The organism is Nocardioides sp., from assembly GCF_036503465.1.
In the GTDB taxonomy this organism is placed as follows: domain Bacteria; phylum Actinomycetota; class Actinomycetes; order Propionibacteriales; family Nocardioidaceae; genus Nocardioides.
Window position 1 is genome coordinate 48909 of the sequence record NZ_DASXWU010000053.1, and the last position, 17377, is coordinate 66285.

Below are 17377 nucleotides of genomic sequence, written 5' to 3' on the forward strand. Positions count from 1 at the left end.
CCGTCAGGACAGCTCGACCGAGGTAATTCCGGCGAGCTCACCGCCGGAGGGCCCGCGACCCGGCTGAGCCGTACCGGCGCTTCGGGTTGGCACCGATGCTCGCCTCCTTCTCGGCCGCAGCTGTCCCGGCGTCGTCCGTGGGGACGGACCACTCGTCGACCCACGCGTCGATCACCGGCCAGGTGGCCGTGCGCGCGCCGCGGCCGGTGAGCATCCCGAGGTGGCCACCGGGCACGATCTCGAACCGCACCTCCGGCGACCCGGTCAGCAGCGGCACCAGTGCCTTGACGGCGCCGATCGGCGCGATGCCGTCGCTCGCGCCGCCGAACACCAGCACCGGCACGGTGATGTCGCCGACCGACAGGGTCCGCCCGTCGAGCTCGAAGGTGCCCTCGACCAAGGCGTTGGCCTTGAGCAGCCGGTGGTAGAGCTGCCCGAACGTCCGTCCCGGGTAGGCGATCATGTTCGCCATGAACCGGTCGACCGCCTCGATCTGCGCGAGGTAGTCGGCGTCGTCGAGGTTGCGGGCCAGCGCCAGCGGCTTGGTCACCAGCTTCTGGAACGACGACAACTGGAACGCCCAGCGCACCAGCGGCTGCGGCGCGGCCCCGGCGGCCTGGTAGATCCGGGTGATCAGACGATGGCCCGCCGTGAGGTCGAGCAGTGGACGCAGCGGCGCCACCAGCGGCACCTGGCGCACGTCGAACGGTGCCCCGAGGACGGCGATCGAGGCGACCGGGAGCGAGGCATCGGCGGCCGCGGCGAGCAGGGCGAAGATCCCGCCGAGCGACCACCCGACCAGGTGCACCGGCCGGCCGCCGGCGTGGGCGGACACGGCCCGGATCGCCGCCGGCACCACGTCGTCGACCCAGTGCTCGATCCCGAGGCTGCGATCCCGGAACGACACCGCGCCGTACTCCACGAGGTACGTCGGCCGGCCGGCATCGACCAGGTGCTCGACGAGGGAGCAGCCGCGCCGCAGGTCGTAGCAGAGAGCGGGTGCGGCCAGCGGCGTGACCAGGAGCACCGGGTCGCCGACGTCGCGCACGTGTGCGACCGGCCGGTAGTGGTGGACCTCGCGCAGCGTCCCCTCGTCGATCAGGGTTCGGGGCATCGGCCGGAGGTCGGCGATGCCGCCGTAGACCACGCGGGTGGCGACGTTCGCGGCCGCGGAGACCACCTGATCGGGTGTCGGGATCAGGTCCACGTCCCCGAAACTACCCGAGCCCCCGGGACCGCCCGGTCCGTGGAGACCTCGGGAGCTGGTCCACGGACCGGGCGCGGGCGAGCCGGCGCGGAGAAGATGCCCCGACCCGCGCCGGCTCTCGTGACGTTCGCGCGCCACTGACCGTGCAACGACGGCGCCGCGGGGTGGTTACGGCGGGCTCAGGACGTGGGGGTCGGCTTCAGCTTCTTGCCGTGCGGTGGCCGGACGTTGTCCAGCTCGTCGAGGAACGCCGTCGCCCAGGCCGCCACATCCGCTTGCTTGACGGTCTTGCGCATCGCCCGCATCCGGCGCTGCCGGTCCCGCGGCTCGGCCCGGGCCGCGGCGAGCAGCGCGGCCTTCATCCCGTTCACGTCGTAGGGGTTGACCTGCCAGGCCTGACGCAGCTCGGCGGCGCTGCCGGCGAACTCCGAGAGCACCAGGGCGCCGTCCTCGTCGTACCGGCACGCGACGTACTCCTTGGCGACGAGGTTCATCCCGTCGCGGTACGGCGTCACCACCATCACGTCGGCGGCCCGGTAGAGGGCGGCCATCTCCTCGCGGGGGTACGACGAGTGCAGGTAGCTGATCGCAGGACGCCCGATCCGGCCGAGGTCGCCGTTGATGTGGCCGACCAGGCGGTCGATCTCGTCGCGCAGGACGCGGTACTCCTCGACCTTCTCCCGCGACGGGGTCGCGACCTGGACGAAGACCGCGTCGTCGACGTCGAGCTCGCCCTCCCGGACCAGCTCCGAGAAGGCCCGCAGCCGGGCGTGGATCCCCTTGGTGTAGTCGAGCCGGTCGATGCCGAGGAAGACCAGGTCCGGGTCGCCGAGGGCCTGGCGGATCGTGGCGCAGCGCTCCTGGACGGGCTCGGAGCGGGCGAGGGTCTCGAAGCCCTGGTAGTCGATGGAGATCGGGAACGCCGCGGCACGCACCGTGCGGCCGTCCGGCAGGTAGACCAGGTCGCGGTGCGTCTTGTGGCCCACCCGTTGCCGGACGAGGCGGACGAAGTTGGCCGCACCGCCGGGCAGCTGGAACCCGACCAGGTCGGCGCCGAGCAGGCCCTCGAGGAGCTGGCGCCGCCACGGCAGCTGCTGGAAGAGCTCGGCCGGCGGGAACGGGATGTGCAGGAAGAACCCGATGCGCAGGTCGGGCCGCAGCTCGCGGACCAGCTGCGGCACGAGCTGGAGCTGGTAGTCCTGGACCCACACCGTGGCGTTCTCGGCGGCCCGCGCGGCGGCCCGCTCCGCGAACCGGCGGTTGACGTCGACGTAGGCGTCCCACCACTCCCGGTGGAACTCGGGCTTGGCGACGAGGTCGTGGTAGAGCGGCCAGACGGTGCCGTTGCTGAACCCCTCGTAGAACCCCTCGATCTCGTCGGCCGACAGGGCGATCGGGTCCAGGGTCATCCCGTCGTGCTCGAAGGGCCTCAGGTCGGCGTCCGTGCCTCCGGGCCAGCCGATCCAGAGGCCCTCGTTCGCGCGCATGATCGGCTCGAGCGCGGTCACCAGCCCGCCGGGGGAGACCCGCCACTCGGCAGTGCCGTCGTCACGGGTCACCCGGTCCACCGGAAGGCGGTTGGCCACGATCACGAGCTCGGCCGAACCGTTCAAGGGCACGTTCCGACCCTATCCGCGGCCCTGGCGCAGGACCTCACCCGCCCGTGGGGTCAGTCCGCGCCGTGGCTCACGCCGAGCTGCCGACGGAGGTCGTCCATCACGCCCAGCAGCTCGAGCGTCTGTGCCCGAGACACCAGCGGGCTCTCGCTCAGCCCGTCCCGGAGGCACTCCTGGACGTGGGCCGCCTCGTTGCCGAGACCGGTCCCGATCACCGCGGTGGGTGGCTCGAGCCGCTGCGGCTCGCCGCCGGCCGGCGTCCACACGGCGTACGCCGGGTGGTGGAAGTCGTAGGGCAGCTGGAGCAGGCCCTGGTCGGTCGCGATCGTCGCGGTGCGCGGGCTCGTGGAGGTCATCGACGTGGTCGAGGCGGAGACTGCGCCGCCCGCGTGCCGCGCGGCGACCGCCACGTCGAGGTCGACGCCACTCTCGCTGACGTCGCCGACGGCGACCGCCGCGGCGTACGGACCCAGCATCAACCGGGCGAAGGTGAGCGGGTAGATGCCCATGTCGAGCAGGGCGCCCGCGCCCAGCAGGGGGTCCCACATCCGCGGGCTCGCGTCCTGGTCCACCACGAAGCCCAGGTCTGCGGTCACCTGGCGAGGGGTTCCGAACTCGCCGGCCTCCAGCCGCGCCTGCAGGTCGCGGATGAGCGGGTGGCAGGCCATCCACATGGCCTCCATGCAGAACAGGTCGCCGGCCGCCTCGAACAGTGCCTCGCCCTGGGCCCGGGTGAGGGCGAGCGGCTTCTCGCAGAGCACCGGCTTGCCCGCGGCGAAGGCCAGGCGGGCGTGCTCGAGGTGGAGGGAGTGCGGGCTGGCGACGTAGACGACGTCGACGTCCGGGTCCGTCACCAGCGCGTCGTACGACGCGTGCACCCTCGTGGCGTCGTCGCCGAGGTCGCGGACGAAGGCCTCCGCGGAGGCCCGTGACCGCGAGCCGACGGCCGCGATCACCGCGTCCGGGGTCACCCGGAGGTCGGTGGCGAACGAGCGGGCGATCTTGCCGGTGGCGAGGATGCCCCATCGGGTCGGCGAGGTCATGGCGCCATCAGATCGGGATCGCGCAACGCGCCGCAAGCGAATGACATCGATGGAATTCCTCGCGTAGACTCCGCAACGTCGAGCACCTGCACCGAGCTCAACGAGGGAGACACCGCATGGACGCCGCAGCCGCGCAGCCGAGCCACGACGCCGGCACCGGCCTGGGCGAGCGCGACCGCGAGGTCCTCGAGTTCGAGCGGCAGTGGTGGAAGTACGCCGGGGCGAAGGAGACCGCGATCCGCGAGTCCTTCGACATGTCGGCCACCCGCTACTACCAGGTGCTGAACGCCCTGATCGACCGCCCGGAGGCGCTGGCCGCCGACCCTCTGCTGGTCCGTCGGCTGCGCCGGATGCGGGCGGAGCGCCAGCGGGCGCGCTCGGCCCGTCGACTCGGCTTCGAGGTCTAGGGCGTGCAGCGGGTGCGCGACCAGCGGGGGGTGGTGTTCCCCTCACCGGTGACGATCCTGAGCATCCTGGCCGTGGCGATGGCGGGTGTCGCCTGGGTCGCCACCCGCCACCACGAGCCCACCGAGCGACTCGTGACGCCGGCCGCCCACCAGTCGCCCAGCGCCCACCACTCGACGTACGTCGCGCCGAAGGTGCACCGCAAGCCGCAGAAGCCGGCGTTCGACCGGTCCAAGGTCGTGGTCGAGGTGTTCAACAACTCCACCGTGAGCGGGCTCGCCGGCCGGGTCGCGGCCCGCGCCGCCCACCTGGGCTGGCAGGTCGTCGGCTCCGACAACTGGTACGGCACGATCCCGGCCTCGACGGTGTACTACCCGCCGCGGCTGACCAAGGCGGGCCACCAGCTGGCCCTCGACCTCGGCATCCACCGCACGATGCCGTCGGTCAGCCCGATGCGGCTCGACCGGCTGACCGTGATCCTGACCGGTCCGCTCGCCGCGCACTGACGCGCGCCCGGTCAGCGCCCACCCGGCGTACCGGTCGACCCGCGTGACAGGGTGAAGGCCGTGCGTTTCACCTCCCCGGATGCCGAGCAGCGGTACGCCGCGCTGGTGGCGGCCGCGCGCACGACCGTCGTCGGGCTGGACTTCGACGGCACCCTGGCCCCGATCGTCGAGGACCCCGACTCCGCGCACATCCACCCCGATGCCCCGGACGTGCTGCTCGCGCTGTCGGACGTGGTGCGCGCCGTCGCGGTGGTGACCGGTCGGCCCGCTCGCAAGGTGCTGGCGCTCGGGGGTCTCGAGGAGGTCGGCGAGCGGATCGGGGAGCACGGCCGCGAGCTCTACGTGTTCGGACAGTACGGCTTCGAGCGGTGGGCCTCGTCGCATCGCCGGGTCGTCTCGCCCCGGCCGCCGCAGGGGCTGTCGGGCTTCCTCCGCGACCTGCCCGGCGCCCTCCGCGAGGCCTCGGCACCCGACGCGTACGTCGAGGACAAGGGCCTCGCGATCGCGGTCCACACCCGGCGGCTCGACGACCCCGACGACGCCTTCGAGCGGCTCGAGCCACGGCTCCGCGCCCTTGCCGAGCAGCACGGCATGGTGCTCGAGCCCGGGCGTCACGTGATCGAGGCGCGGTCTCCCGGGTCCGACAAGGGCGCCGTGGTTCGCACCCTCGCCGAGGAGACCGACGCCGGTGGCTTCCTGTTCGCCGGCGACGACCTCGGGGACGTCGAGGCGTTCGAGGCCGTGGCCGAGCTGCGCGAGAGCGGGCTGCCGACGCTGCTGGTGTGCTCGGCCTCGGACGAGGAGAGCGCCCTGGTGGAGCGCTCCGACGTCGTCGTCCACGGACCCGACGGCGTGCTCGACCTCCTCCGCCGCCTCACCGACGACGCCCGAGGCCGATAGTCCCCGACGAAAGGGCGGTCCGGCCGGCCTCGCTGCGGGCCAGCCATTTCGGCGCGGACTATCCGGACGGTCGTCTCGACAGACAAGACGCCCAACATGCGGACACGGCGTACCTCTCGAGGGGTTGCTCTCCTAGGTTGGGGCCTGCTCATCGAGAGGGACTGAGGGAACGGCCCGTCGACGTCCCGGCAACCACCACGAGCCTCCCGCCGTACCCCTGCCGACCGGCAGGACGGCGGTCGTGGACCCGGTGCCAATTCCGTCCCGTGGCGAGGTCCGCCGCGGGGAAGATGAGAAGGAGGTATCTCCATGAGCGCCGTGGTCACCGAGGTCCGACCCACGACCGTGCGGGAGGGCGCGTTCGGCCACGCCCGAGCGCTGACGTGCCGCGAGTGCGGCCACGAGGTGGCGCTGGGCCCGTCGTACGCGTGTCCGGAGTGCTTCGGACCGCTCGAGGTCGCCTACGACTTCCCCGCGGTCACGCGCGAGCAGATCGCGGCCGGCCCCCGCAACATCTGGCGCTACCAGCCGCTGCTGCCGGTGCCCGCCGACATCGCGGAGAGCCCGAACACCGAGCCCGGCTTCACCCGGCTGCTGCGCGCCGACAACCTGGCCCGGGAGCTCGGCCTGGAGAAGCTCTGGGTCAAGGACGACTCGACCAACCCGACGAACTCCTTCAAGGACCGCGTGGTCGCCTGCGCCCTCAGTGCGGCGCGCGAGCTGGGCGCGAAGGTGTTCGCCTGCCCGAGCACCGGCAACCTCGCGAACGCCGTCGCCGCGGCGGGGGCGCGGGCCGGGATCAGGACCGTGGTGTTCATCCCGTCCGACCTCGAGCGGCCCAAGCAGATCAACAGCGCGGTCTACACCGAGAACCTGGTCGCGGTGAACGGCACCTACGACGACGTGAACCGGCTCGCCTCCGAGATCGCCGGCGAGGAGGAGGGCTGGGCGTTCGTCAACGTCAACGTGCGCCCGTTCTACGCCGAGGGCTCCAAGACGCTGGGCTTCGAGATCGCCGAGCAGCTCGGCTGGCGCCTGCCCGAGCAGATCGTGATCCCGGTGGCGTCGGGGTCGCAGCTGACCAAGGTGGACAAGGCGTTCCGCGAGCTGATCGCGCTCGGCCTGGTCGAGGACACGCCGTACCGGGTGTACGGCGCACAGGCCACCGGGTGCTCGCCGGTGAGCATCGCCTACAAGACGCAGGCCCCGGCCATCCGGCCGGTCAAGCCGGACACCATCGCCAAGAGCCTGGCCATCGGCAACCCGGCCGACGGGATCTACGTGCTCGACATCTGTCGTCGTACCGGCGGAGCGGTCGAGGACGTCACGGACCACCAGATCCGGCAGGGAATCCTGCTGCTGGCGCGCACGGAGGGGATCTTCACCGAGACCGCGGGCGGCACCACGGTCGCCTGCCTGAAGAAGCTGGTCGAGACCACTCAGCTCGACCCGGCGAAGGAGACCGTGGTCATCAACACCGGGATGGGGCTGAAGACCCTCGACGCCGTCGCCGAGACGGTGGGCGCGGCGGCCACCATCGATCCGTCGTACGCTGCGTTCACGGCCACCGGCATCGCATGACAACCTGACCAGAGGAGCACCTGGATGAGCGTCTCCGTCCGCATCCCGACCATCCTGCGCACCTACACGGGTGGCGAGTCGGAGGTGTCCGCGAGCGGCGACACCCTTGCGGCGGTCCTCGACGACCTGGACAGCAACTACTCGGGCATCAAGGGCCGCATCGTCGACGAGCAGGGCGAGCTGCGTCGTTTCGTCAACGTGTACGTCGGGAACGACGACGTGCGCTTCCTGGACAGCCTCGCCACCGCCACCCCCGAGGGCACCCAGATCTCGGTGATCCCCGCCGTCGCCGGAGGCTGAGCATTCGGCCAGGCTGAGCTCAGGCGTAGCTGCTGGCCTGGATGGAGTAGAGGTCGGCGTACGTGCCGCCACGGGCCATCAGCTCGTCGTGGCTGCCGACCTCGGTGACCCGGGCGCCGTCGAGGACCACGATCAGGTCGGCCATCCGGACGGTCGAGAAGCGGTGGGAGACGAGCACCGTCACGCGGCCGTCCGCGGCCTCCTCGCGAGCGCCGGCCGCGAAGCGTTCGAAGAGCGCGTGCTCGGTCTCGGCGTCGAGCGCGGCCGTCGGCTCGTCGAGCATCAGCAGCAAGGGCTCGGGCCGCATGTAGCCCCGGGCGAGCGCGAGCTTCTGCCACTGGCCGAAGCTGACGTCGACACCGCTCTCCCAAGAGGGACCGAGCTGGGTGTCGAGCCCCTCACGAAGACCCTCGACGACCGGCGTCGCACCGGCGCGCTCCACCGCCGAGCCGACCGCGACCCGGTCGTCCTGGCGCGGCTCGTCACCGAGCCCGACGGTCGTCCTGGCCACGAACTCCAGTCGGGCGAAGTCCTGGAAGGCTCCGGCCAGCCGCTCGCGCCACTGCTCGACGTCGATCCGGCCGATGTCCACGCCGTCGGCGGTGATCCGTCCCGAGGTCGGTGCGTACATCCGGGCCAGCAGCTTCACCAGGGTGGACTTGCCGGCGCCGTTCTCGCCGACGACCGCCACGACACGTCCGGCGGGCAGCGCGAGGTCGACGTCGCGGAGCACCTCCCGGGTGGTCCCCGGGTAGGCGAACGAGACCCCCTCGAACCGGATGCCCTCGGAGAGCCGCTCCGGCGTGGCCTGGTCGACGTGCGCGTTCTGCTCGGCCGCGAAGTCCTCCAGCCAGGCGAGCCGCTGGGCGGAGTCGAGCCAGATGCCGCGCAGGAAGCCGAGCTCGCCGACCGCGGACCCGACGTACGCCGAGAGCCGGCCGCCGGCGGTCAGGACGAGGACCACCGCCCCCGGACCACGGTCGAGCCCGGTCACGACCCACACCACCGCCGCGACGAAGGCCAGGGAGAACACCGCCCACGCCAGCGACAGCCAGGCGGCGCTGGCCAGGTTGGTCGCCCGGATCGGCCCGAACCAGGCTTCCCATGCCGTACGCCGGCGGCGGACCAGGTCGGACTGGTTGCCGGTGACGCGCACCTCCTTGCCGGGCGGGGGCGTCGTCGCGACGGTGAACAGGTGGCGCCCGAGCCGGCCGTGGGAGGCGACCCGCTCCTCGACCCGCTTCTCGATCTTCGGCCGCCACACAGCGACCAGGAGCAGCGGGACGGCGCCGAGGAGCAGCAGGAGCAGGGCGGGGTGGATCGCGGCGAGAAGGACGCACACGAAGGCCAGCCGCAGCAGCCAGCCGAGCATCGTGAACATCGAGCGGAACAGGTGGTCGAGCGCGAAGACGCCGGTGCGGAGCACCGCGATGCGGTCGAGGTAGACGGGTCTCTCGTGATGCTCGACGGTCGCGACCTCGGCCTGGAGCCTCGCGACGTGCCCCTGGAAGAAGATGTTGAGCCGGTCTCCCAGCCGGCGGGTCGTGCGGTCGAGGGTGACCGAGAGCACCCACATCAGGGTGGCGGACGCCGCCAGGCCGCCGGCCCCGACGTACAGCCGGGTCTGGTGGTGGTGGACGAGGCCGTCGGTGACGAGCGCGAGCCAGATGCCGACCAGAACGTCGGGAAGGGCCTCGAGCGCGGTCATCGCCAGCGACGCCCAGAGCAGCTTCGGCTCCGCGTGGTAGCCGTGCTTGACGACTCGCGTCATCGAGGGCACCGCGGCCGGCAGGGATCCCGCGGAGTCCTCGTGGCTCGCCGCGAGTCGCTCGTCCTCAAAGACGGTCATGGACGACCTCCTCGCCGTACTCGTCGAGCTCGGGCCGGTCCTGGAAGCGGGAGGCCTGGAGGTCGTACATCGTGTGGTAGCGCCCGCGCTGCGCCATCAGCTCGGCGTGGCTGCCGAGCTCGATCGCCCGGCCGTGCTCGACCACGCAGATCAGCTCGGCCTGTCTGATCGTGGAGAAGCGGTGCGAGACCAGGATCGTCGTCGCCTCGGCGGTCGCACCCAGGACCCGTCGGAAGATCTCGGACTCACCGCGTACGTCGAGCATCGCGGTCGGTTCATCGAGGAGCACGAGGTCGGCGCCGGTGCCGACCTTCGCGATGGCCCGGGCGAGGGCGATCCGCTGCCACTGACCGCCGGACAGGTCGACGCCGCCGGGGTATCCCTTGGCCAGCGGGGCGTCGAGGTGCGCGAGACCGAGCGCGCCGGCCCGGTCGAGCGCGCCGGTGACGACGTCATTGTCGGCGCCGAGGGGAGCGACGTTGTCGCGCAGCGGCAGCTCGTAGCGCACGAAGTCCTGGAAGACCGCGGCCAGGCGGGCGCGCCAGGCCGCGAGGTCGAGGTCGCGGAGATCCACGCCGTCGATCTCGATGGACCCCGCGTCGGGGTCGTAGAGGCGGCACAGGAGCTTGGCGATCGTGGTCTTGCCCGCGCCGTTCTGGCCGACGATCGCCAGCGAGGCGCCGGCCGGGATCGTCAGGTCGAGGTGCTCGAGCACCGGGTGGCTGCCGGTCGGGTAGGTGAAGGTGACGTCGCGGAACCGGATCTCGGGGGCGGCACGGATGGTCGAGGCGGTCGCTCTGCGACCGTCGCCATCGGTGGTCGAGGAGGTCGCTCTGCGACCGTCGCGAGACCCGGCGCCGCGCAACGCACCTGCCGCGGCCATCTCCACCTCGAGCCGCTCGATCGAGACGACCGGCGCCGCCGCACCGTCCAGCGCCCAGCTCAGCCCCCCGAACGCGATGGCGCTCGCCCCGAACGCGGCACCGGCGTACGTCACGACCGAGCGGAGGTCGAGCCCGCCGGCGTATCCCTGCCGGGCGAGGTCGACGAACAGCAGCGCGTTGGCGACCAGCACGACCAGCAGCGCACCGGTCAGCGATCGCTCGCGGAGCCGGGTCGCGTCGTACTGGAGCTGGTGGAGGTGCAGCCGGTTGCGCGTGAACCGTTCCAGCAACCAGGGCGCCAGCCCGAACAGCCGGACCTCCTTGGCGGCCGCCGGCTGCGTCGCCAGGTCGTAGGCGTAGTCGGTGTGACGACGCGCGGTCTTGACCTCGTCGGTGTTGCGGTCGCGCCAGACCCCGCTCTCGCGGAGGAGCCAGTGGGTCGACCCCCATGCGAGCAGCAGGAGCACCGGCGCCCACCAGGTGAAGCCGACGAGCACGAGCGCCGACGCGATGCCGCCGAGGAGCATGGTCAGGCCCTGGGCGATGAAGTCCATGTTCATGAACATCGGGGGGCCGGTCCACCCGAGGTCGAAGTCGCGGGCCGTCGTGAGGTCGTTGGTCAGGTCTCCGCGCTCGAGATGGCCCACGCCCTCGGGGCCGAGTGTGGTCGTCATCAGCCGGTCGTTGAGGACCGAGCTGAGGTGGTGGCCGAGCAGCGTGCCGATCACCTGGTGCAGCGGAGGGGCGACCTGGGAGGCGACGAAGACGATCCCGAAGACCACGAGAGGCGTGGTCAGGTCGGCGCCACCCTGCACCCGGCCGACCAGCAGACCTGTGGCGATCGCGAGGGCCGCCGGGATGAGCGCGCGGACGAGCAGCAGCAGCCACCAGGCCACGGCGAAGCCGGGTACCGACCGGGTCATGGTGAGGAAGAACCGGGCGGTCGGCCGGGAACGCAGGTCGGCGAGCGCCCGAGCCGGTGAGGTGGCCACGCGGTCACCCTAGGACCGCCGGCCGACATCCCCTCCAACCTCTCCCGAGCACACGGCGTTCTGAGAACGTGTCTGCGACGAGGAGGCAGACGTGGCCGAGAGCTCGGCGAGCAGACCGTCCTCGGGTCGTACGCGAGGCTCGCGTCGTAGCCGGCCTAGTGTGTCTTCTTCCCCTCGCGCAGTCCGGTCACGGTCTTCTCGATCCGCGTCGCACGGGTCTCCGGCTTCTTGGCCTCCTCGACCCAGCGCACCCACTCCTTGCGGTGGGTGTAGGACAACCGGTCGTACGCCGCTCGTGCGGCGTCGTCCATCGCGTCGGCCAGGTCGTCGGGCACGGTGACCTCGCGCGGAGCGGTGTCGCCCTCGATGTCGACCGTGACCTCTTGTCCGGCCGCGACACCGGCCGCCTCACGGTTCTCGGCGCTGAGCGGCACGAAGAACCGGCCCTCCATGCGCACCGCGGTGGTGCGGTAGCTGTGACCGTTCACCGTGACCGTGACCGGCGGCCGCTTGCCGGCCCCCAGCGCCTCGATCACCTCGTCCGGGATCGGGATCCCGGTCGCGGTCCTGCCACCCAGCTCCACCACGCTCACGAACCTCATGACGATGATCCTGCCCGCAATCTCTTCGGATACTCCCTGACCGAACGGCCCCCGGAAGAGACCAGGAGGGGGCCACTTCGTCAGGGACTACCGCTCAGGGCCGCCAGCCGGCCGGACAGGTGGGCCCGCTCGGGCTCGTTGTCGCAGAGCTCGACCGCGCGGGCGAGCTCGGCGCGGGCCTCGTCGGTGCGGCCCACGCGTGCCAGCAGCTCTCCACGTACGCCGGACAGCCGGTGTCCCGGGACCTCGAGGCCGTCGAGGGCGCGGAGTCCGGCCAGCGGCCCGTCCGCCTCCGCCAGGGCGACGGCGCGGTTGAGCCGGACGACGGGCGTGTCCTCCAGCGCCACCAGCTCGTCGTACCGCTCGACGATCCGCGGCCAGTCCGTCGCGTCGGGGTGCGGCGCGATCGCGTGCTCGGCGGCGATCAGGGCCTGGATGAGGTACGGCGTGCCGGGCGCGGTGACGTGCGGGGTGAGGACGTCGAGCGCCTCGGTGATCTCCTCGGCGTGCCACAGCGACCGGTCCTGGTCGGGCAGCAGCACCAGCCGCCCGTCGCGCAGCCGGGCGTCGCGGCGGGAGTGCTGGAGCAGCATCAGCCCGAGCAGCCCGTCCAGGTCGGTGCGACCGGGAAGCAGCTCGCGGAGCAGCCGCGCCAGCCGGATCGCCTCGGTTGCGAGGTCGGTGCGCACGAGCTCGGCACCCGACGGCGGGGCGTATCCCGCGGTGAACGCGAGGTAGGCGACGTCGGCCGCGCGCCCGACCCGGTCCTTCAGCTCCGGCCCGAGCGGCACCTCGAAACGCTCCCCGGCCAGGCTCTTGCGCGCCCGGGTCAGCCGGGCTGCCATCGTCGCGGTCGGCATCAGGAAGAGCCGGGCGATGTCGGCGGTGGACACGCCCATCACCATCCGCAGCGTCAGCGCCGCCGCGTTCTCGCGTGAGAGCGCCGGATGGGCGCAGAGCAGGACCAGCCGCAGCCGCTCGTCGCGGACGGGCTCGCCGGAGTCGGCCATCACGCGCTGCGCCTCCTCCTGCAGCTCGGCCTCGACCGCGAGCACGGGAAGGCGTTTGGCGGCCACCGCCTCGGCGCGCAGCCGGTCGAGGATGCGGCGGCGCGCGCTGGTGAGCAGCCACGCCGGTGGGTTGTCGGGTACGCCGTCGCGGGGCCAGGTGCGGGCCGCCGCCTCGAAGGCGTCGGCCAGCCCGTCCTCGGCCAGGTCGAGGCGTCGGAACTGCGCGACCAGCAGGGCCGTCAACCGGCCCCACTGGTCACGCCATGCAGTCTCGAGGACTGCCGGAGGGTCACTCCCAGTCGCGGGTGTCGTCATAGCCCTCGACATCGATCACCTGCCGTACCTCGACGGCGTACGACGACGGGAGCAGGTGGCAGAGCTCCACGACGAGGTCGAGCGACTCGGCCTCGATCAGGTAGAAACCGGCGATCTGCTCGACGCTCTCGGCGTACGGCCCCTGGGTCAGGACCGGCGAGCCGTTGACGTGCCGTAGCGTGCGCGCCTCCGCCGACGCCGCGAGCGCCTCGCCGGCCAGCATCGTGGCGCGCTCGGCGACGCCCTTGTGGAACGCCGTGTGCGCGTCCATCACCTCTTGGCGCTGCTCGGCGGTGGCGGTGTCCCAGCCACGTTCGTCAGCCGCCATGAGGACCAGGACCTTCACATCCCACCCCCGCGGCACTCGCGGACCTCGATCCGTCCGCCGGTGCCGGTCAGGCGGCCGACGCAGCGGCAGAGGTCGTCGACGTCCTCGGTGTCGATGACGTAGAAGCCGGAGAGCTGCTCGGCGGACTCGGCGTAGGGGCCGTCGGTCACGGTGACGGCGTCGAGGTCGCCCGAGACCACCCGTCCCTCGCGGGACGGCGCGAGCTCGGCTCCGGTGACGAACGTGTGACCGCGGTCGGCGAGGAGCTTGGCGAAGTCGGTGTGGGCCTGGTAGACCCGCTCCTTCTCCGCCTGGTCAGTCTCCGCCCAGGCGGCCTCGTCGCCGGGGATCAGGACCATGTACCTGCTCATGGTGTTTCCTCTCGGTGTGTGGGTGAGTCTGTCACCACCGATGACGGGCGAGCAGTGCCGAAATCGACAGGGGTCGGCCGGCCGGGGCCGCGCCGGCTCAGCTCTCCTCGACGGCCCGGATCTCGACCGCCGGATGCGCCCGGACGAGCACCTGGGCTGCCTCGAGCAGACCCTCCTCGTCGTCGCAGGTGATCAGGTAGAAGCCGGACAGCTGCTCGGCGGACTCGGCGTACGGCCCGTCGGTCACCAGTGCCGTGCCGTTCGGACCGCGCCGGATCGTGTGCGCGCGACTGGTGCTCGCGAGCTCGCGGCCGCCGGTGATCACTCCACCGCGCTTCTCGAGCAGGCGGCCGAACTCCTCGTCGGTGTCGTAGACCTGCTGGTGGTCGGCGTCGGTGCCGGCCTCCCACTCCGCCTCGTTGTCGGCGGGGAACATGACGACGTATCGGGCCATGACGTTTCCTCTCGGTCGGGTCTTGTCATCGCGGTGACGGCCGGGAGGCCGTCGGATCGACGTTCGGCCCGGATCGGTTGCCGAGTGACCGGACCGAGGCCGGGACCTCGATGCCCTCACGCAGGTCGGGTGCCGGCAGCGGCTCGTCGTACGCCTGACGCAGCGGTACGACGCCCGCCCAGGCAGGTCCCGCGAGGTCGTCTTCGGTGTCCTCGGGCCAGCCGGCGGAGACCTTCAGCGACCAGTCTTCGATCGGCAGCCCGAGCACGAGGGTGGCGGCGAGCTCGGCCCTGGTCGGGCGACGGATCTCGGCACGACGTCCGGGGATCAGGGCGTCGGTGACGAGGTCGAGGAAGCGCTCCTTGTCCTCGGTCAGGGTCGAGCAGCGTCCGAAGACGACGGCGGAGCGGTAGCGGATGGAGGACTCGAACGCGCTGCGCGCGACCACCACCCCGTCGTACGCCGTGACGGCGAGCGCGGTCGGCGCCCCTTCCGCGAGCCGGCGCATCCATCTCGAGCCCGTGGATCCGTGGGCGAGCACCCGGTCGCCGTCGCGCACCACCATCGTCGGGATCACCGCCGGCGTCCCGTCCTCGGCCACCAGCGCGAAGTGCCCCACCCGGGCGGAGTCGAGCAGGGCGTCGAGGTCGGCTCGCTCCGTGCTGGCCTTCTCGGGCAGCCGGACGGGCCGGCGCGGTGAGCGGCGGGGGTCGGTCACCCGCACAAAGTAGCGGTGGGCAGGATGGCGAGGTGGCGGACCGGACGGTTGCGGTGGCGGGCGGGACGGGACTGGCCGGCGCACGTGTGGTCGACGAGCTCCGTGGACAAGGCGATGAGGTCGTCGTGCTGAGCCGGGGCGCCGGGATCGACGTCTTCACCGGACATCGGCTCGACGCCGCCCTGGAGGGCGTCGACGCCGTGGTCGACTGCACGAGCACGCGAGCCCGGGACGCCGAGGTCGCCCGACGCTTCTTCGGGACCGTCGCGAGCAACCTGCAGACGGCGGCCGCGCGGGCCGGCGTGCGCCGCGTCGTGACCCTGTCGATCGTCGGTCTCGAGTCGATGGCAGCGCGTGGCCACTATGCGGGCAAGCTCGCCCAGGAGTGGGCCAGCCGCGCCGGACCGGTGCCGGCGACGATCCTGCGAGCAGCGCAGTTCCACGACTTCGGTGCCCAGCTGATGCGTCGGTCCCGGAAGGGGTGGTTCGTGCCGGTCCCGATCCAGCCGGTCCAGACGGTGGACCTCCGCACGGTCGCGGCCCATCTCGTCCGGTTGGGACACGGGGCGGACGAGGGCGCGACGGTCCACCTGGCCGGACCACAACGGCTGACCCTCGCCGAGGTGGTCCGCCGGACCGCCCGGGCACGAGGTGAGCGGGTGGTCGTCGTACCGGTGTGGCTGCCGGGCCCGGCGGAGCGGGCGGCCCGGGCCGGTGCCGCGCTGCCTCCTGACGGTGCGATCCTCGACGGGCCCTCCTTCGACGCGTGGCTGGGGGAGAGACCCTGAACCGACCTCGAGGGCCGCGGGTCGCCGTCCCCGGCAGGCTGCGAGACGCGTCGCGCGTCCCCTCACGAGTCGGGTTCGCGCCGACGCTCCGGTTCCTGAGGAGCCGAGGGACGAGGCGTCTCGAAGGGCAACCTCTCGCCCTGTCTCCGACTTGAAAGGCTCAGCCGAAGGGCCGGCGCGTTTGCACTCGGGTGGTGCGAGTGCTAAACATGAGGCTGGCACTCTCCGGTTGAGAGTGCCACCACATCGGACCGGTTGAGCTGAGGTCAGCAGCGCCGGCGGGAAGGGTCCGCCGGGTCAGTCCTGGCCGTCCGTCGCGGGCAGCGACCCGGCCCGCCACAGCTGTATCCAAGCCAGCCAGATCAGAAGGAATCGCTGCGAAATGCCGAAGCTGATTGCTTTCAACGAGGAGGCCCGCCGCGGTCTCGAGCGAGGAATGAACACCCTCGCCGACGCGGTCAAGGTGACGCTCGGGCCCAAGGGCCGCAACGTCGTCCTCGAGAAGAAGTGGGGCGCGCCCACCATCACCAACGATGGTGTGAGCATCGCCAAGGAGATCGAGCTCGAGGACCCCTACGAGAAGATCGGGGCCGAGCTCGTCAAGGAGGTCGCGAAGAAGACCGACGACGTCGCCGGTGACGGTACGACGACCGCGACCGTGCTCGCCCAGGCGATGGTCCGCGAGGGCCTGCGCAACGTCGCCGCGGGTGCCAACCCGATGGGCATCAAGCGCGGGATCGAGAAGGCCGTCGAGGCCGTCTCGGAGCAGTTGCACGGGATGTCGAAGGACGTCGAGACCAAGGAGCAGATCGCCTCGGTGGCGGCCATCTCCGCCGGTGGCGACCAGAGCGTCGGCGACATCATCGCCGAGGCGATGGACAAGGTCGGCAAGGAAGGCGTCATCACCGTCGAGGAGTCGAACACGTTCGGCATCGACCTCGAGCTGACCGAGGGCATGCGGTTCGACAAGGGCTACATCTCGGCGTACTTCGCGACCGACATGGAGCGCATGGAGGCCGTCCTCGACGAGCCCTACATCCTCGTCGCCAACCAGAAGGTCTCCTCGGTCAAGGACCTCCTGCCGGTGCTGGAGAAGGTCATGCAGGGCGGCAAGCCGCTGCTGATCATCGCCGAGGACGTCGACGGCGAGGCGCTGTCGACGCTGGTCGTGAACAAGATCCGCGGCACGTTCAAGTCGGTCGCCGTGAAGGCGCCCGGGTTCGGTGACCGCCGCAAGGCCATGCTGCAGGACATCGCGATCCTCACCGGCGGTCAGGTGATCTCCGAGGAGGTCGGCCTGACGCTGGAGAACACCGGTCTCGAGCTGCTCGGCACTGCCCGCACGGTCGTCATCACCAAGGACGAGACCACCCTCGTCGAGGGTGGCGGCGACAGCGCCCAGATCGAGGGCCGGGTGAACCAGATCCGCGCCGAGATCGAGAAGAGCGACTCCGACTACGACCGCGAGAAGCTGCAGGAGCGCCTGGCCAAGCTGGCCGGTGGTGTTG

Annotated in this window: 18 protein-coding genes and 1 riboswitch; of the genes, 7 read left to right on the forward strand and 11 right to left on the reverse strand. The window is 71.8% G+C overall.

Features of this window, described 5'->3' with window-relative positions:
• Nucleotides 1-37: 37 nt before the first annotated feature.
• The 3 genes from VGK78_RS09630 to VGK78_RS09640 all read right to left on the reverse strand — a co-directional run bounded on the left by VGK78_RS09630 (nucleotide 38) and on the right by VGK78_RS09640 (nucleotide 3866).
• A complete protein-coding gene (locus VGK78_RS09630; RefSeq protein WP_331527400.1) occupies nucleotides 38-1207 on the reverse strand; it encodes an alpha/beta fold hydrolase in 1170 nt (389 codons plus the stop codon).
• Nucleotides 1208-1386: 179 nt separating this feature from the next.
• Nucleotides 1387-2826, reverse strand: a complete 1440-nt coding sequence (locus tag VGK78_RS09635; protein ID WP_331527401.1) for an alpha,alpha-trehalose-phosphate synthase (UDP-forming) — start codon at nucleotides 2824-2826, stop codon at nucleotides 1387-1389.
• A gap of 50 nt (nucleotides 2827-2876) precedes the next feature.
• Nucleotides 2877-3866 (reverse strand): Gfo/Idh/MocA family oxidoreductase, encoded by a 990-nt coding sequence (locus VGK78_RS09640; RefSeq protein WP_331527402.1) that lies wholly within the window; start codon nucleotides 3864-3866, stop codon nucleotides 2877-2879.
• A gap of 116 nt (nucleotides 3867-3982) precedes the next feature.
• Between VGK78_RS09640 and VGK78_RS09645 the strand changes: the two genes are divergently transcribed.
• The 5 genes from VGK78_RS09645 (at nucleotide 3983) to VGK78_RS09665 (ending at nucleotide 7558) form a co-directional block, all read left to right on the forward strand.
• Entirely contained in the window at nucleotides 3983-4273 is a 291-nt protein-coding gene (locus tag VGK78_RS09645) for a DUF3263 domain-containing protein (RefSeq protein WP_331527403.1), read from the forward strand.
• A 3-nt stretch (nucleotides 4274-4276) separates the two neighbouring features.
• Nucleotides 4277-4777 (forward strand): LytR C-terminal domain-containing protein, encoded by a 501-nt coding sequence (locus VGK78_RS09650; RefSeq protein ID WP_331527404.1) that lies wholly within the window; start codon nucleotides 4277-4279, stop codon nucleotides 4775-4777.
• 60 nt (nucleotides 4778-4837) lie between these two features.
• Nucleotides 4838-5677, forward strand: a complete 840-nt coding sequence (gene otsB / locus VGK78_RS09655; RefSeq protein WP_331527405.1) for a trehalose-phosphatase — start codon at nucleotides 4838-4840, stop codon at nucleotides 5675-5677.
• A 145-nt stretch (nucleotides 5678-5822) separates the two neighbouring features.
• A riboswitch (SAM riboswitch) is annotated at nucleotides 5823-5974 on the forward strand.
• Between the two features lie 12 nt (nucleotides 5975-5986).
• Nucleotides 5987-7258, forward strand: coding sequence for a threonine synthase (gene thrC / locus VGK78_RS09660; protein ID WP_331527406.1), 1272 nt, complete (start codon nucleotides 5987-5989; stop codon nucleotides 7256-7258).
• A 24-nt stretch (nucleotides 7259-7282) separates the two neighbouring features.
• Nucleotides 7283-7558: a MoaD/ThiS family protein gene (locus VGK78_RS09665; protein WP_331527407.1), complete on the forward strand. Its 276-nt coding sequence runs from the start codon at nucleotides 7283-7285 to the stop codon at nucleotides 7556-7558.
• Nucleotides 7559-7577: 19 nt separating this feature from the next.
• On the opposite strand, the gene VGK78_RS09670 is transcribed toward VGK78_RS09665, so the two are convergent.
• The 8 genes from VGK78_RS09670 to VGK78_RS09705 form a co-directional block, all read right to left on the reverse strand.
• Entirely contained in the window at nucleotides 7578-9407 is a 1830-nt protein-coding gene (locus VGK78_RS09670; protein WP_331527408.1) for an ABC transporter ATP-binding protein, read from the reverse strand.
• Nucleotides 9394-11283, reverse strand: coding sequence for an ABC transporter ATP-binding protein (locus VGK78_RS09675; RefSeq protein ID WP_331527409.1), 1890 nt, complete (start codon nucleotides 11281-11283; stop codon nucleotides 9394-9396). The genes VGK78_RS09670 and VGK78_RS09675 overlap by 14 nt, the downstream gene beginning before the upstream one ends.
• Nucleotides 11284-11438: 155 nt before the next feature.
• A complete protein-coding gene (locus VGK78_RS09680) occupies nucleotides 11439-11885 on the reverse strand; it encodes a YdeI/OmpD-associated family protein (protein ID WP_331527410.1) in 447 nt (148 codons plus the stop codon).
• Between the two features lie 80 nt (nucleotides 11886-11965).
• Nucleotides 11966-13138: an RNA polymerase sigma factor gene (locus VGK78_RS09685; RefSeq protein ID WP_331527411.1), complete on the reverse strand. Its 1173-nt coding sequence runs from the start codon at nucleotides 13136-13138 to the stop codon at nucleotides 11966-11968.
• Nucleotides 13139-13184: 46 nt separating this feature from the next.
• Nucleotides 13185-13538, reverse strand: coding sequence for a YciI family protein (locus tag VGK78_RS09690; protein ID WP_331527412.1), 354 nt, complete (start codon nucleotides 13536-13538; stop codon nucleotides 13185-13187).
• A gap of 14 nt (nucleotides 13539-13552) precedes the next feature.
• On the reverse strand, nucleotides 13553-13909 hold the full coding sequence (locus VGK78_RS09695) for a YciI family protein (RefSeq protein WP_331527413.1): 357 nt from the start codon (nucleotides 13907-13909) through the stop codon (nucleotides 13553-13555).
• Nucleotides 13910-14006: 97 nt separating this feature from the next.
• Complete coding sequence (locus VGK78_RS09700) at nucleotides 14007-14363, reverse strand: YciI family protein (protein ID WP_331527414.1); 357 nt, start codon at nucleotides 14361-14363, stop codon at nucleotides 14007-14009.
• A gap of 25 nt (nucleotides 14364-14388) precedes the next feature.
• On the reverse strand, nucleotides 14389-15081 hold the full coding sequence (locus tag VGK78_RS09705; RefSeq protein ID WP_331527415.1) for a pyridoxamine 5'-phosphate oxidase family protein: 693 nt from the start codon (nucleotides 15079-15081) through the stop codon (nucleotides 14389-14391).
• A gap of 32 nt (nucleotides 15082-15113) precedes the next feature.
• Here VGK78_RS09705 and VGK78_RS09710 point away from each other — a divergent pair, with 32 nt between their 5' ends.
• Together VGK78_RS09710 and groL are read left to right on the forward strand one after the other, a co-directional pair.
• Entirely contained in the window at nucleotides 15114-15869 is a 756-nt protein-coding gene (locus VGK78_RS09710; protein ID WP_331527416.1) for an SDR family oxidoreductase, read from the forward strand.
• A 382-nt stretch (nucleotides 15870-16251) separates the two neighbouring features.
• On the forward strand, nucleotides 16252-17377 hold a 1126-nt coding region (gene groL, locus VGK78_RS09715; protein WP_331527417.1), incomplete at its 3' end, for a chaperonin GroEL.

What these genes read in the sequence shown, in the direction of transcription:
- VGK78_RS09690 (WP_331527412.1), bottom strand. Translation starts at nt 13,538, where the DNA reads ATGGCGGCTGACGAACGTGGCTGGGACACCGCCACCGCCGAGCAGCGC.
- VGK78_RS09695 (WP_331527413.1), bottom strand. Translation starts at nt 13,909, where the DNA reads ATGAGCAGGTACATGGTCCTGATCCCCGGCGACGAGGCCGCCTGGGCG.
- VGK78_RS09700 (WP_331527414.1), bottom strand. Translation starts at nt 14,363, where the DNA reads ATGGCCCGATACGTCGTCATGTTCCCCGCCGACAACGAGGCGGAGTGG.
- VGK78_RS09670 (WP_331527408.1), bottom strand. Translation starts at nt 9,407, where the DNA reads ATGACCGTCTTTGAGGACGAGCGACTCGCGGCGAGCCACGAGGACTCC.
- VGK78_RS09645 (WP_331527403.1), top strand. Translation starts at nt 3,983, where the DNA reads ATGGACGCCGCAGCCGCGCAGCCGAGCCACGACGCCGGCACCGGCCTG.
- VGK78_RS09680 (WP_331527410.1), bottom strand. Translation starts at nt 11,885, where the DNA reads ATGAGGTTCGTGAGCGTGGTGGAGCTGGGTGGCAGGACCGCGACCGGG.
- VGK78_RS09665 (WP_331527407.1), top strand. Translation starts at nt 7,283, where the DNA reads ATGAGCGTCTCCGTCCGCATCCCGACCATCCTGCGCACCTACACGGGT.
- thrC (WP_331527406.1), top strand. Translation starts at nt 5,987, where the DNA reads ATGAGCGCCGTGGTCACCGAGGTCCGACCCACGACCGTGCGGGAGGGC.
- VGK78_RS09640 (WP_331527402.1), bottom strand. Translation starts at nt 3,866, where the DNA reads ATGACCTCGCCGACCCGATGGGGCATCCTCGCCACCGGCAAGATCGCC.